This is a genomic window from Pantoea brenneri, from assembly GCF_038594305.1.
In the GTDB taxonomy this organism is placed as follows: Bacteria; Pseudomonadota; Gammaproteobacteria; order Enterobacterales; family Enterobacteriaceae; genus Pantoea; species Pantoea brenneri.
This window is the reverse complement of record NZ_JBCGBG010000001.1, coordinates 146,718-159,769: the sequence shown is the minus strand read 5'-3', so window position 1 is coordinate 159,769 and position 13,052 is coordinate 146,718. Positions and strand designations below refer to the sequence as shown.

Annotated in this window: 9 protein-coding genes and 1 pseudogene; 3 read left to right on the top strand and 7 right to left on the bottom strand. The window is 55.9% G+C overall.

What is annotated here, in order from left to right:
* Positions 1-253: 253 nt before the first annotated feature.
* The 3 genes and pseudogenes from AABB92_RS23390 to guaB form a co-directional block, all read right to left on the bottom strand.
* A pseudogene (locus AABB92_RS23390) lies at positions 254-477 on the bottom strand (tyrosine-type recombinase/integrase); the annotation flags it as partial.
* A 292-nt stretch (positions 478-769) separates the two neighbouring features.
* A complete protein-coding gene (gene guaA / locus AABB92_RS00735; RefSeq protein ID WP_031376473.1) occupies positions 770-2,350 on the bottom strand; it encodes a glutamine-hydrolyzing GMP synthase in 1,581 nt (526 codons plus the stop codon).
* A 72-nt stretch (positions 2,351-2,422) separates the two neighbouring features.
* Positions 2,423-3,889 carry an IMP dehydrogenase gene (gene guaB / locus AABB92_RS00730; RefSeq protein ID WP_031376474.1) on the bottom strand — a complete coding sequence of 489 codons (1,467 nt, stop codon included), beginning with the start codon at positions 3,887-3,889 and terminating at the stop codon, positions 2,423-2,425.
* A gap of 168 nt (positions 3,890-4,057) precedes the next feature.
* Here guaB and xseA point away from each other — a divergent pair, with 168 nt between their 5' ends.
* From xseA to AABB92_RS00715, 3 genes are all read left to right on the top strand, one after another.
* The gene (gene xseA, locus AABB92_RS00725) at positions 4,058-5,431 is read left to right on the top strand and encodes an exodeoxyribonuclease VII large subunit (RefSeq protein ID WP_031376475.1); all 1,374 of its coding nucleotides are present in this window, start codon (positions 4,058-4,060) and stop codon (positions 5,429-5,431) included.
* Positions 5,432-5,556: 125 nt separating this feature from the next.
* The gene (locus AABB92_RS00720; RefSeq protein ID WP_031376476.1) at positions 5,557-6,570 is read left to right on the top strand and encodes a M4 family metallopeptidase; all 1,014 of its coding nucleotides are present in this window, start codon (positions 5,557-5,559) and stop codon (positions 6,568-6,570) included.
* Entirely contained in the window at positions 6,567-6,899 is a 333-nt protein-coding gene (locus AABB92_RS00715; RefSeq protein ID WP_031376477.1) for a protealysin inhibitor emfourin, read from the top strand. The genes AABB92_RS00720 and AABB92_RS00715 overlap by 4 nt, the downstream gene beginning before the upstream one ends.
* 267 nt (positions 6,900-7,166) lie before the next feature.
* Here AABB92_RS00715 and AABB92_RS00710 read toward each other — a convergent pair whose 3' ends face one another.
* The 4 genes from AABB92_RS00710 to bamB all read right to left on the bottom strand — a co-directional run bounded on the left by AABB92_RS00710 (position 7,167) and on the right by bamB (position 13,035).
* Positions 7,167-9,608, bottom strand: coding sequence for a glucose/quinate/shikimate family membrane-bound PQQ-dependent dehydrogenase (locus AABB92_RS00710; protein ID WP_031376478.1), 2,442 nt, complete (start codon positions 9,606-9,608; stop codon positions 7,167-7,169).
* Positions 9,609-9,913: 305 nt separating this feature from the next.
* The gene (locus AABB92_RS00705) at positions 9,914-10,132 is read right to left on the bottom strand and encodes a zinc ribbon domain-containing protein (protein WP_031376479.1); all 219 of its coding nucleotides are present in this window, start codon (positions 10,130-10,132) and stop codon (positions 9,914-9,916) included.
* A gap of 58 nt (positions 10,133-10,190) precedes the next feature.
* Positions 10,191-11,681 carry a ribosome biogenesis GTPase Der gene (gene der, locus AABB92_RS00700; RefSeq protein WP_031376480.1) on the bottom strand — a complete coding sequence of 497 codons (1,491 nt, stop codon included), beginning with the start codon at positions 11,679-11,681 and terminating at the stop codon, positions 10,191-10,193.
* A 172-nt stretch (positions 11,682-11,853) separates the two neighbouring features.
* Positions 11,854-13,035, bottom strand: coding sequence for an outer membrane protein assembly factor BamB (gene bamB / locus AABB92_RS00695; protein WP_031376481.1), 1,182 nt, complete (start codon positions 13,033-13,035; stop codon positions 11,854-11,856).
* Between the last annotated feature and the right edge of the window lie 17 nt (positions 13,036-13,052).

Below are 13,052 nucleotides of genomic sequence, written 5' to 3'. Positions count from 1 at the left end.
AGCAAATGAACTACCATACTAAACAGGCTTTTAATTTAGACCCTTGCCTGCTGTCGGTGACAAAGCAAACTCAATATATAAGCGTAATTTTGCGGGATGGCTCACACTTGATAATTATCTCAATACGAGAGTGAAATAACGTAATTGAGCAACCGGCGATGAAAAGAGAGGATAGGTAACAGTGATTTATTTTGCGCCGCCTAAATTATGGAGTTCTTTATGCAAGTTCAGGCCACGGCTCGCCTTCTTTCTATGCCAAACGAGATGTCAGCATCAAAAGCAGGTTTTGACTAGCGCTACTCACTGGCGCATCGGAATCGTAGGCGAAGGAAGGATATAATCAGAGCTACCGGCAAAGATTTTGAGAGCAATAATAATATTCATTGCCAGTCTGGAAAGAAAAAACCAATCTGGTCTACGTTGTTTCATCCTCTCCTTTAGTTTCGTCCATAATGCTTCGCTAAATTTCAGCTCGTCGCGCTTGCGCAAGCGTAATCCCACCGACGCCCTAACGGTCAAAGCTAATGGTCTCTTGTGTTCGATTTATTGAATAGTGGTAGCGAAATGAGATTGAACCCGCCGGAGTTACCACAACATAAAGGTCATCACGGTCATTAACGTTATAGCGTTTCTCGTGAGTTCCATTGAAAAAACCGTGCTTCCCGTTGCTAACAGCTGCCAGAAAGTGCCAGATACAAAAAAGCCCGCAGTGATGCGGGCTTAGAGGGATTTTACTGCTTAACCGTGCAGGCTGTTGCCAGACGCGAAATCATTCCCATTCAATGGTCGCCGGTGGCTTGCCGCTGATGTCATACACCACGCGGGAGATGCCGTTGACTTCATTGATGATGCGGTTAGAGACGCGGCCGAGGAATTCATACGGCAGGTGCGCCCAGTGCGCGGTCATGAAGTCGATGGTTTCCACTGCACGCAGTGAAACCACCCAGTCATATTTACGGCCATCGCCCATCACACCGACCGAACGTACCGGCAGGAAGACGGTGAAGGCCTGGCTGACCTTGTTGTAGAGATCGGCTTTGTGCAGCTCTTCAATGAAGATCGCATCGGCACGGCGCAGCAGGTCGCAATACTCTTTCTTCACTTCGCCCAGCACGCGCACGCCCAGACCCGGACCCGGGAACGGATGGCGATAAAGCATATCGTACGGCAGGCCCAGCTCCAGACCGATCTTACGCACTTCATCTTTGAACAGCTCTTTCAGCGGTTCAACCAGCCCCATCTTCATCTCTTTCGGCAGGCCACCCACGTTATGGTGCGATTTGATGACGTGCGCTTTACCGGTGGCAGAGGCGGCTGATTCAATCACGTCCGGATAGATGGTGCCCTGCGCCAGCCACTTAACGTCCTGCAGTTTCAGCGCTTCTTCGTCAAATACTTCCACAAAGACGCGACCGATGGTTTTACGCTTAGCTTCAGGTTCATCAATACCCGCCAGTGCATCCAGGAAGCGCATCTCAGCCGGCACATGGATGATGTTGAGACCAAAGTGGTCGCCAAACATATCCATCACCTGTTGCGCTTCGTTCAGGCGCAGCAGACCGTTATCCACGAATACGCAGGTCAGACGATCGCCGATGGCGCGGTGCAGCAGCATCGCGGTCACAGAGGAGTCAACGCCGCCTGACAGGCCAAGGATTACCTTGTCATTGCCGACCTGCTCACGCAGGCGCTCAACCGCATCTTCAATGATCTTAGCCGGGGTCCACAGCGCTTCACATTCACAGATATCGATAATGAAACGCTCAAGCATCCGCAGCCCCTGACGGGTGTGGGTCACTTCCGGGTGGAACTGCACGCCGTAGAAACGCTTCTCTTCGTTGGCCATGATGGCGAACGGACAGGTTTCGGTGCTGGCAACGGTGACGAAGTCAGCCGGAATGGCAGTCACTTTGTCGCCGTGGCTCATCCAGACATCCAGCAGCGGTTTACCGGCGGCGCTGAGCGCGTCTTCAATACCGCGTACCAGCGCGCTTGGGGTGGTCACTTCAACCTGCGCATAACCGAACTCACGCTCGCTGGAACCGGAGACTTTACCGCCCAACTGCATCGCCATGGTCTGCATGCCGTAGCAGACGCCCAGCACCGGCACACCGGCGCTGAAGACATATTCAGGCGCACGCGGGCTGTTCAGCTCGGTGGTGCTTTCCGGCCCACCGGAGAGGATGATGCCGCTCGGATTGAACTGGCGAATCTGCTCTTCGGTCACGTCCCATGCCCAGAGTTCACAGTAGACACCCAGTTCGCGCACGCGACGTGCCACCAGCTGAGTATATTGAGAGCCGAAATCGAGAATCAGAATGCGATGCTTATGGATATTTTCCGTCGTCATTGAGGGGTTTCCAGAACGGTGACTTGATAAATAAAAGCGCCCGGCTGAAGCCGGGCGGGAAATCTTACTGGATTACGATCCCATGCGGTAGTTCGGTGACTCTTTGGTAATGGTCACATCATGGACATGGCTTTCGTTGATGCCGGCACCGCTGATGCGGACAAATTCCGCTTTGGTGCGCAGGTCATCAATGGTCGGGCAGCCGGTCAGGCCCATACAGGAGCGCAGTCCGCCCATCTGCTGGTGTACGATCTCTTTCAGGCGGCCTTTATAGGCAACGCGGCCTTCAATGCCTTCCGGCACCAGTTTGTCGGCGGCGTTATCGGTCTGGAAGTAACGGTCAGATGAGCCTTTCGACATCGCGCCCAGTGAACCCATGCCGCGATAGGATTTGAACGAACGCCCCTGATAGAGTTCGATTTCGCCCGGGGATTCTTCGGTACCGGCCAGCATAGAACCGACCATCACACAGGATGCGCCCGCAGCAATTGCTTTGGCGATGTCGCCAGAGAAGCGGATACCACCATCGGCGATTACCGGAATACCGGTGCCTTCCAGTGCAGCAACCGCATCAGAAACGGCGGTAATCTGTGGCACGCCAACGCCGGTGACGATACGGGTAGTACAGATGGAGCCCGGGCCGATACCGACTTTAACTGCACTAACGCCGGCGTCTACCAGCGCCAGTGCGCCAGCACCGGTCGCCACGTTGCCGCCGACGATTTCAAGATCAGGATATTTGGCGCGGGTTTCACGAATACGTGACAGCACGCCTTCGGAATGGCCATGCGAGGAGTCAATCAGCAGCACGTCAACGCCGGCCGCAACCAGCGCATCGATACGCTCTTCGTTACCGGCGCCCGCACCAACGGCGGCACCGACACGCAGACGACCCTGCGCATCTTTACAGGCGTTTGGTTTACGTTCGGCTTTCTGGAAATCTTTTACGGTAATCATGCCAAGCAGATGGAAGCTGTCATCCACCACCAGCGCTTTTTCAACGCGCTTTTCGTGCATTTTGTGCAGCACTACGTCGCGCGCTTCACCCTCTTTCACCGTCACCAGACGATCTTTCGGGGTCATCACAGCGGATACCGGCTGGGAGAGGTCAGTGACAAAGCGAACGTCACGACCGGTAATGATACCGACCAGTTCGTTGTCGCGGTTCACTACCGGGTAACCGGCAAAACCGTTACGCTCGGTCAGCGCTTTCACTTCGGCCAGCGGTGTAGTTGGCAGCACGGTTTGTGGCTCAGTCACCACGCCGCTTTCATGTTTCTTCACCTTGCGCACTTCGTCCGCCTGGCGTTCAATTGACATGTTTTTGTGAATGAAGCCAAGACCGCCTTCCTGCGCCAGCGCAATCGCCAGACCCGCTTCGGTCACGGTGTCCATTGCAGCGGAAAGCATCGGAATATTTAAACGGATATTTTTGGTCAGCTGAGTGCTGAGATCGGCCGTATTCGGCAGGACGGTGGAGTGTGCAGGAACGAGTAAAACGTCGTCGAAAGTGAGTGCTTCTTTAGCGATTCTTAACATGGCAATACTCCACCTCGGGTGAATGAGAATAGATAAAATATTGCCGCGGCATTATACAGGCCGTAACCGATTGCCTCCAGCATTATTTCAGAAAAACTCTTGATCCGCGCTATCAGCCCTGTAGTATCGGTGAATTAACCTGCTGATTTGGAATTTGATCTTCGTCACATGTCGCTGCCACCCGTCGCCAATATTTTTACCGTCAGCCGTCTCAATACCACAGTGCGTCAGCTGCTGGAAAAAGAGATGGGCCTGGTCTGGCTGAGCGCCGAGATCTCCAACTTCACCCAACCCGCTTCCGGTCACTGGTACTTCACCCTGAAGGATGACGGCGCCCAGGTGCGCTGTGCCATGTTCCGCAACAGCAACCGTCGCGTCACCTTTCGTCCGCAGCATGGTCAGCAGGTGCTGGTTCGCGCCAACATCACGCTGTATGAGCCGCGCGGCGACTATCAGCTGATTATCGAAAGTATGCACCCGGCCGGTGAAGGTCTGCTGCAGCAGCAGTTTGAACTGCTGAAAGCGCGGCTGGCGACCGAAGGTTTGTTCGAACCACAGCATAAGCAACCGCTGCCCGATCCGGCGCGCCAGGTCGGTGTGATCACCTCTTCAACCGGCGCGGCGCTGCACGATGTGCTGCGGGTGCTGCATCGCCGCGATCCCTCCTTGCCGGTAGTGATCTATCCCACTCCGGTTCAGGGCGTTGATGCGCCTGCCGCTATCGTCCGGGCGATTGAGATCGCTAACCAGCGTAATGAGTGCGACGTGTTAATTGTCGGCCGTGGCGGCGGCTCACTGGAAGATTTGTGGAGCTTTAACGACGAACGCGTCGCGCGGGCGATTTTTGCCAGCCGTATTCCGATCGTCAGCGCTGTCGGCCATGAAACTGACGTCACGATTGCCGATTTTGTGGCAGATTTGCGCGCGCCAACGCCTTCTGCCGCCGCCGAGATCGTCAGCCGTAATCAGCTTGAGCTGCTGCGTCAGCTGCAGTCGCAGCAACAGCGGCTTGAGATGGCGATGGACTACTATCTGGCGCGCCAGCAGCGGCTCTACAGCCGGCTGGAGCATCGTCTGCAACAGCAGCATCCTCAGTTACGTCTCGCCCGCCAGCAGACCGCCCTGTTCCGCCTGCAGCAACGGCTGACTGACGCGATGGAAACCGGCTTGCGCCACGCCAGCCGGCAACAGGATCGCCTGACGCATCGGCTGACCGCGCAGCAGCCACAGCAGCGTCTGTTTGAAGCGCAGAAGCAGCTGCAAAGCTGGCACTATCGTCTGCAGCAGAGTATGCAGAAACAGCTGAACGCGGATAAACAGCAGTTCGGCCAACTGGTAGCGCAGCTGGAAGGCGTCAGTCCGTTAGCGACCCTGGCGCGCGGCTTCAGCGTCACTACCGATACTGCAGGTCAGGTTGTGAAAAAGACCCAGCAGCTGCAGAACGGCGATCTGCTGCGCACTCGCCTGGATGATGGCTGGGTCGAGAGTCAGGTAACCCAGCTGTTGCCGGAGAAAAAGCGCCGCCGCAAAGCCGCTTCCTGATCGCCCTGCTGGTGTCAGACCGTCAGTACACCGGTTATCGTATCGCTTGTTATGGCATCAACGAGGTGTATCTTTACTGACCGGTCTATACTTTTTGGCACATCCCTGTTGCCAAGGAGTTTCACATGGCCTTTAGCGTTATTCCTCCCTATATCCTCCGCAAAATTATCGCGCACGGCTCCGGTCACCAGCAGGAACAGGCGCGCCGCACCCTGACCCATGTACAGCATCTGATGGCTGAACACTGGCAAAAGCCGGCCGTGGCGAAAACGGCAGCAGGCGGCCATGTGGATCGCGAAATTTATGATGCGCAAAACCAGCAAACCCTGCCCGGTAAGCTGATTCGTCAGGAAGGCCAGCCCGAAAACGGTGATGTCGCAGCCGGTGAAGCCTGGGATTATCTCGGCACCACCTATGACTTTTTCTGGCAGGCCTACCAGCGCAACTCGCTGGATAATCAGGGGCTGAAACTGCTCGGAACGGTCCATTACGGCGATAAATACCAGAACGCCTTCTGGAACGGTCAGCAAATGGTATTTGGTGATGGTGACGGCGAGATTTTTAATCGTTTTACCATCGCAATCGACGTGGTGGCGCACGAACTGACGCATGGCGTGACCGAGAATGAAGCCGGTCTGATCTACTTTGAGCAGGCGGGTGCGCTGAACGAGTCACTCTCCGATGTATTTGGCTCGCTGGTCAAACAGTTCAGTAAAAAACAGAGTGCCGATCAGGCTGACTGGATCATCGGTGAAGGCCTGCTGGCCAGCGGTATCAATGGCAAGGGGCTGCGGTCGATGTCTGCGCCCGGCACCGCGTATGACGACCCGATGCTGGGCAAAGATCCGCAGCCGGCGCACATGGATCATTACGTTCAGACCCGCGAAGATAACGGCGGCGTGCACCTCAACTCCGGTATTCCTAACCGCGCCTTCTATCTGGCGGCGAAAGCGCTGGGCGGCTATGCGTGGGAGCTGGCGGGTCACGCCTGGTATGACACAATGTGCGACGATGAACTGCCGCAGGATGCCGATTTTAAAACCTTTGCCCGCTTTACCCTTCAGCATGGCGAAAAGCGCTTTAACCGTTCCGTTGCCAGCGCAATTGAGCAGGCGTGGAAAGAGGTCGGTGTGCTATGAGTGATCTGCCAGAACTCACCGATGACGCCACTATCATCGTGGCGCGTGAAGGAGGCCTCGCCTTTATGCCTGGCCTGCGCGCCGAACGCCGTTTTTCGCTGGGTGAACTGCCGCCGCCGGAAAAGCAGCGCGTCTGTCGTGCGCTTGAGCAGGCTATGCCGCTGGGCGAGCCGGAAGAGAAAGCGCCTGAGGTGGGACGTGGCGATCAACGCTATTTTCGCATTCAGATTCAGTATGCGACCCACCGCGAGGTCGGCACCATCGTGCTGTTGATTCCGGAACAGGTAGCGCCGCCAGAATTGCAGGCGCTGTGGCGTGATGGTGAATAAGCAAAAAAGGGCCGACAGTGTCGGCCCTGAGACAGCTGAATAATCTGATGTGAATCTGGCAGCAACCCATGAGCTTAAGATGCAGGGAACACAGTCAGAGGAGGAAAGCGTCCCGCGCCATGGACGTCGCGCGCCGGGCAGTCATGGATGTCGGTTTTGCGACTTTCCGATCTGACCGTGTTACCTGAGCTAAGCGGCCTTACAGCGAACCGGGCAACACTCTGCCAAAAAAAGGGCCGACAGTGTCGGCCCTTTTCACAGCTGAACTTACTTGCTGTCTGGCAGCGCGTAAGCAATCACGTAATCACCACGATCCGGCGACTGGCGTGCACCACCGGCAGAGATGAGGATGTACTGTTTGCCGGTTTTCGGCGAAACGTAGCTCATCGGGCCGCCCTGGCTGCCAACCGGCAGACGTGCTTTCCATACTTCTTTACCGGTTGAAGCATCAAAGGCGCGCAGGTAGTAATCCTGGGTACCGGCGATGAACACCAGCCCACCCTGAGTTGCCAGCGTACCGCCCAGCGTTGGCATACCAACCGGCATTTTCATGCGCATTTTGATGCCGAAAGGTCCGGTATCCTGCACGGTACCGACCGGCACCTGCCAGACGATTTTCTGGGTTTTCATGTCAATGGCCGACAGCGTACCAAACGGTGGCTTCTGGCAAGGAATGCCCAGCGGCGACATAAAGCGGTTTTTGTTCACCGCATACGGTGTGCCTTTCAGCGGCACCGCGCCCATACCGGTGTTGATCGCTTCACCACCGTTGCTGCCACGAGAAATCTTATTGGTGTCAGCCGGGATCATCTGTACCCACAGGCCGAGACGCATGTCATTGACGAACAGCAGATGGTTGTTCGGATCGGTCGACATGCTACCCCAGTTCATTCCGCCCAGCGAACCCGGGAAGCTCAGCGACTTATCGGTGTCCGGTACGGTGAACAGGCCATCATAACGCATCGATTTGAAGCCAATACGGCAGGCCAGCTGATCAAACGGCGTAGCACCCCACATGTCAGACTCTTTCAGCGTCTGGTTGCCAATCTGTGGCATACCGGTCGAATGAGGCTGGGTTTTGGTGTACTGCTCGTTCGGGATATGTCCCTGTGGCATCGGCAGCTCTTCGACTTTGGTCAGTGGCTTGCCGGTCATGCGATCGAGCACGAAGATCATGCCGGTTTTACCGCCAATCACCACCGCAGGTTTAGTTGTGCCATCCTTCAGCGGGAAATCGATCAGGCTTGGCTGCATCGGCAGGTCGAAGTCCCACAGATCGTTATGTACGGTCTGATAAACCCACTTCTCTTTACCGGTGGTAGCGTCCAGCGCCAGCACGGATGCGCCATATTTGTGATCCAGTTCGGTACGGTTCGCACCCCACAGATCGACAGATGAACTGCCCATCGGGATAAATACGGTGTTCATCGCCGGATCGTAAGACATCGGTGCCCACGAGTTCGGCGTACTGCGGGCGTACTCTTTGCCCGGCATTAACACCGCATTCGGATCGACATTACCCGGGTCAAACGCCCAGCGCATCTGACCGGTGATGACGTCAAAACCACGCAATACGCCACCCGGCATATCGGTCTGGACGTTGTCAGCGACGCGGCCGCCCACCACTACGGTGGTGCCTGCCAGCGTCGGTGCCGACGTCAGCTGATACTGCGGATCGGGCGCCTGGCCGAGACCGGCTTTCAGGTCAACGATACCGTGATTACCAAAGCTCTCACAGAACTCACCGTTGTCAGCGTTGATGGCGATCAGACGTGCATCGATGGTGTTCATCAGAATGCGGCGCTGACAGCTATCACCGGCTGGCAGCGTGACGGCCGGAACCGGCGTCGAGCCTGGCTGAGTTGGCTGCTGCAGCGGTTTAGTGGCATCGAAATAAGCCAGACCACGGCAGCGCGGCCAGACTTCCGCCTGGGCATTGATTTCGCGTTTCCAGATCTGCTTACCGCTGTCTGCTTCGACGGCAATAACATTGTTGTGCGGGGTGCAGAGATAGAGGGTATTACCCACCTGTAACGGGGTTTGCTGATCTTCCGCGCCGTTGCCGGTTGGGCTGTCCGGGATATCGCCGGTCCGGAAGGTCCAGGCGACCTGCAGATCTTTCACATTATCGCGGGTGATTTGGTCCAGCGCCACAAAGCGGCTGCCCTGTGGCGTGTTGCCATAGTTATCCCAGTCTTTCTGCTGTTTCGCTTTATCCACCGGAATCAGCGGCAGCTCTTCGCCTGAGAACGCGACGGTAGGATGTGGCTGAAACATCTGCACGAAAGTTACCACCATGCCGACTGCCAGCAGCGCAGAAAGCCCATAAGCGGGCTTTGCCAGCGAGCTTTTGCCTTCACGCTTACGCAGCGCAGGCCAGAGCAGGAAGGCGACGATCATCAGGCCGGTTGGCACCATCAGGCGTGAAACCAGCGGCCAGAACTCGATGCCAGCATCAAACAGGGACCAGATCAGGGTGCCGACAAACATCAGCAGAAACAGTACCACCGCCGATGATTTGCGACGGAAAAACTGAATTGCTGACAGAACGGTAACGATACCGGCAATCAGGAAGTACCAACTGCCGCCGAGGGCAACCAGTTTGCCGCCGCCTATCGCGAAGAACAGGCCGGTAGCCAGCAGCACCAGCCCGAGCAGCACGGATACTATTCCCAGCCCCTTAGCGGAGCGGGACGATGTTTCAGCCATAACACTAACTCTCCTGAATAAACAGAGCGTCCACGCCGGTTGCCGCCTGAACTGCGCAACCTTGTCAAAGGGACATGCGGAGTGCCGCACTGTTTCAAATCGAATATAAACAGACCCGCGTCCATGGAGAAAGCTGGACCGGAAAGACCTGGTGTGGCTGGCCCATCCCCACGACGCGGCAGGATTGTACCACCTGGTACATTACAGAGTGAACATCTATAACCCAGTTGTTACGCTGCAATAGCATTTTTGCTACAACAATTGTAGTGAATGCCGACGGCTTACGCCGGATCGCTGCCGCTTACTTAACGCTGTGGCTGAAACTCCACCCGCTTTTTCGAGATCAGGCCGTGTCCATGGTGACAAAAGTAGTCCACTGCGCCACAGGCAGAAAGCCGTTCCAGCGGCTGATGGCAATCCGGGCAGCATGCCTGCGCCGGCGTGTGTGCACCACAACCGCTACAGATAAATTCGCCGTCGCTGAGCTGCAGCGGCTGCTGACAGTTTTCACAATTAATGGTCATGATTAGCCTCTTACTTAATATCAGGACAAAAAAAGAGGGCCTTCCGGCCCTCTTTCACTTAACGCTTATTTTTCTTCATATGCGCCATCAGACGCTTACGCTTACGCTGCTGCGTTGGCGTCAGCAGGTTGCGCTTACCTTCGTACGGGTTCTCACCCTCTTTGAACTGGATGCGAATCGGCGTTCCCATTACGTTCAATGATTTACGGAAGTAGTTCATCAGGTAGCGTTTGTATGAGTCCGGCAGGTCTTTAACCTGGTTACCGTGGATCACCACAATCGGCGGATTATAACCACCAGCATGTGCATACTTCAGCTTAACGCGACGACCGCGAACCAATGGTGGCTGATGATCTTCGGCCGCCATGTTCATGATACGGGTCAGCATTGAGGTGTTCACACGTTTGGTTGAACAGTCATAGGCTTCGGTGACCGATTCAAACAGATTGCCGACACCACTGCCGTGCAGCGCAGAGATGAAGTGGATACGGGCGAAATCGATAAAGCCCAGACGATAGTCCAGCGTCTCTTTCACTTCATCACGGATTTCCTGCGACAGGCCATCCCACTTGTTGACCACAATCACCAGCGAGCGGCCACTGTTGAGGATGAAGCCCAGCAGCGACAGATCCTGATCGGAAATACCGGCACGCGCATCGATCACCAGCATAACTACGTTGGCATCTTCAATCGCCTGCAGCGTTTTGATCACCGAGAATTTCTCTACGGTATCAGAGATTTTGGCACGCTTGCGCACGCCCGCGGTGTCGATCAGCACATACTCGCGTCCATCACGTTCCATCGGAATATAGATGCTGTCGCGAGTGGTGCCCGGCATGTCGTAGACCACCACGCGATCTTCGCCGAGAATACGGTTAGTGAGCGTTGACTTACCTACGTTAGGACGACCGACAATCGCCAGCTTGATCGGCAAACCGGTCGGGTCGAAGTTTTCTTCTTCCTCTGCGGCTTCCAGTTCAGCAGTCTGTTCGGCGTCGAGCGCACTCCAGTAAGCCTGGTTCTCTTCTTCTTCAGTGAGTTCGACCGGCTCAACTTTGTCCATCCACGGCAGCAGTGCCGTTTCGATCAGGCTGGTAACACCACGACCATGCGACGCCGCAATGGCATGGATCTCACCGAGGCCCAGTGAATAGAAATCCACCACCGCCTGATCGGGATCGAGTCCGTCGGTTTTATTCGCCACCAGGAAAGTGGCTTTCTGACGTGAACGCAGGTGCTTAGCAATTTGCTGATCGGCGGCCATCATTCCGGCACGCGCATCGACCATAAACAGCACCACATCCGCTTCTTCAATCGCCAGCAGTGACTGCTCGGCCATCCGCGTTTCGACACCCTCTTCGGTGCCGTCGATACCGCCGGTATCGATAACAATAAATTCGCGCCCTTCCACTTCGGCGCGACCATATTTGCGATCGCGAGTCAGTCCAGGAAAATCCGCTACCAGCGCATCACGAGTGCGGGTTAAACGGTTAAATAGCGTAGATTTTCCCACATTGGGACGCCCAACCAGCGCGACCACAGGTACCATAACAATGCCTCAATAAATAATTAATCGCCCGAATGGCGTGATTATAACGGCTCTGGCCGTTAAGTTCAGGCTGAAGGCGCAAAGAATACCATGCCTGACTAAAAACGAAACGGCCCCTGATTAAATCAGGAGCCGTCAGAACGGAGGATTTCACCTGCCAGACGTTTACCCGTTAGCGGGTAATCGCATAAACCTCTCCATCTTTCGACTGGATCAGCAGCTTATCGCTGGCGACCACCGGCTCAGTCTGGAAGCCGGAGCTGTCCAGTTTCTGCTGCGCGACGAAACGACCATCGGTGGTGTTCAGCCAGTGCAGATAACCTTCGCTATCGCCGACCACCAGGTAGCCGTTGTAGAGCACCGGTGAGGTCAGATTACGGTGCAGCAGATCGCTCTGGCGCCAGATTGCCACGCCGCCATCGGCGTTAAGCGCAATCACCCGATCGTCCTGATCGACCAGATAGATGCGGCCCGCATCAACAATCAGATCTTTTACGCCGCCGATTTCGCGTTTCCACAAAATCTGACCGGAACGCAGGTCCAGCGCCGTGAGATCGCCGTTATAGGCCAGTGCGTAAACCACACCGTTGACGATAACCGGCGTAGTATCGACATCATTCAGACGATCGATCTCAGTCGCGCCGCTGACCTGGGAAATACGCTGCTGCCAGATCAGTTGTCCCTGATTCAGGATAACCGCACTGACGCGGCCATTGTCGCCACCGACGATGGCGCCGCCAAAAGCGACCGCAGGCGCAGATTCACCACGCAGTGACAACGCTGGCATATCCAGGTTGACGCTCCACTTGATAGCGCCGCTGCTCTGATCCAGTCCCTGCAACATCCCGTTGCTGGTGTGTACCAGTACCAGGCCGTCGCTGACCACCGGACGAGAAAGTGCTTCACCCGCCACTTTGGTCTGCCAGGCCAGGCTGCCATCGCTGCTGTTCAGCGCATAAATCTGACCGCGCTCGCTGCCGACATAGAGACGATCGCCGTCCGCCGTCAGGCCGCCCGATAACAGGGCTGAGCGATTTTTCGAGAAGAAGCCGGTTTTCTCAGAGAGATCGACTTTCCATTTTTCTTTACCGTCGGCGGCGTCCAGCGCTTTTACGATACCGAAGCGATCGGCCGCAAATACGGTGGTGTCCTGCCAGGCGGGATGCAGGTTGGAGTAGAAATCACCGACGCCATCTCCCACCGAGGTGCTCCACACTTCCTGTGGCGTGAACTGATTTTCCACCTGAGGCAATGGGGCCATTTTTACTACATCTTCTTCGCCGCTAAACAGCGAACAACCGCTGAGCAAAGTGACTGAAATCAGCCCCGGCAGCAGGTATTTACGTAATTCCATGCGCTCTCTCTTGACTG